At 62.3% G+C, this 1,069-nt stretch carries 1 protein-coding gene; it reads right to left on the bottom strand.

Annotated elements, in window-relative coordinates:
- Positions 1-1,069 (bottom strand): IS21 family transposase (istA, locus tag PQU92_RS18745; protein WP_272749819.1); only part of this gene is annotated, 1,069 nt, incomplete at both ends.

Below are 1,069 nucleotides of genomic sequence, written 5' to 3' on the forward strand. Positions count from 1 at the left end.
CCAGTTCGACAGCCTGCAGAACGACGGCCTCGTCATGCTGGAGAACCAAAGCGAGTATTTCAACCATCTCCCGGTCGCCGCCCGGCCGCCTGAGCGGGTTAAGCTGTAACCGGTGGAAGGCTTCCGGGAGTTCGATGAACGGCGCTCCATTACGCAATGCGCCGGGTTTGCGCTGTATCACCGCCAGATAATGCCGCCAGTCATAGATCGTGCGGCCAGCCTTGTGGTGGGACCGATCGATGACGCGCGGATGCTCGCACAACACCTGCCCCTCGGCGGCTACGACGACCCGTTCTGGGTAAACCCGAACACTCACCGGCCGGTTTGCGAAGGAGGCCGGCACACTGTAGCGGTTACGCTCCAGATGGATCAGGCAGGTAGGTGTCACCCGCTTGGTATGCTCGATAAAGCCGTCGAACGGTCGGGGCGGCGCCATGAGGTAGGCCTGTTCTTCCGCCCAGATGTCCGCGATTTTCCCCGGCAGTTCGTTGTGGGGTATCTCCCGCCACAAGGCGATACAGCGCTCCTCCAGCCAGAGGTTCAGTGCGGTAAGATCCGGGAAGGCCGGTATGGGCACCCACAGGCGATGCCGCGCATCCTGTACGTTCTTCTCGACCTGTCCTTTCTCCCAGCCGGACGCCGGGTTGCAGAACTCGGCGTCGAAGAGATAGTGGCTGACCATCGCCTGGAAGCGCATATTGACCTGACGCGCCTTGCCCGTGCGCACCTTGTCGACAGCCGTCTTCATGTTGTCGTAGATGCCGCGTCGCGGCACCCCGCCCAGAACGCGGAAGGCGTGCAGGTGGGCGTCGAACAGCATTTCATGGGTCTGAAGCAGGTAGGCACGGATGAAGAAGGCCCGGCTGTGCGACAGCTTGAAGTGCGCCACCTGCAGCTTCGTCTTCTCGCCACCCAGAACGGCCCAGTCTTCGCTACAGTCAAACTGGAAGGCCTCGCCCGCCTGAAACGCCAGAGGCACGAACGTACCCCGTCCGCTGGTCTGCTGTTCGCGCAGGCGATTGGCTTTCCAGTCACGCGCAAAGGCGGCAACGCGGTTGTAAGACCCGTC

This window comes from Asticcacaulis aquaticus (assembly GCF_028550415.1).
GTDB lineage: Bacteria > Pseudomonadota > Alphaproteobacteria > Caulobacterales > Caulobacteraceae > Asticcacaulis > Asticcacaulis aquaticus.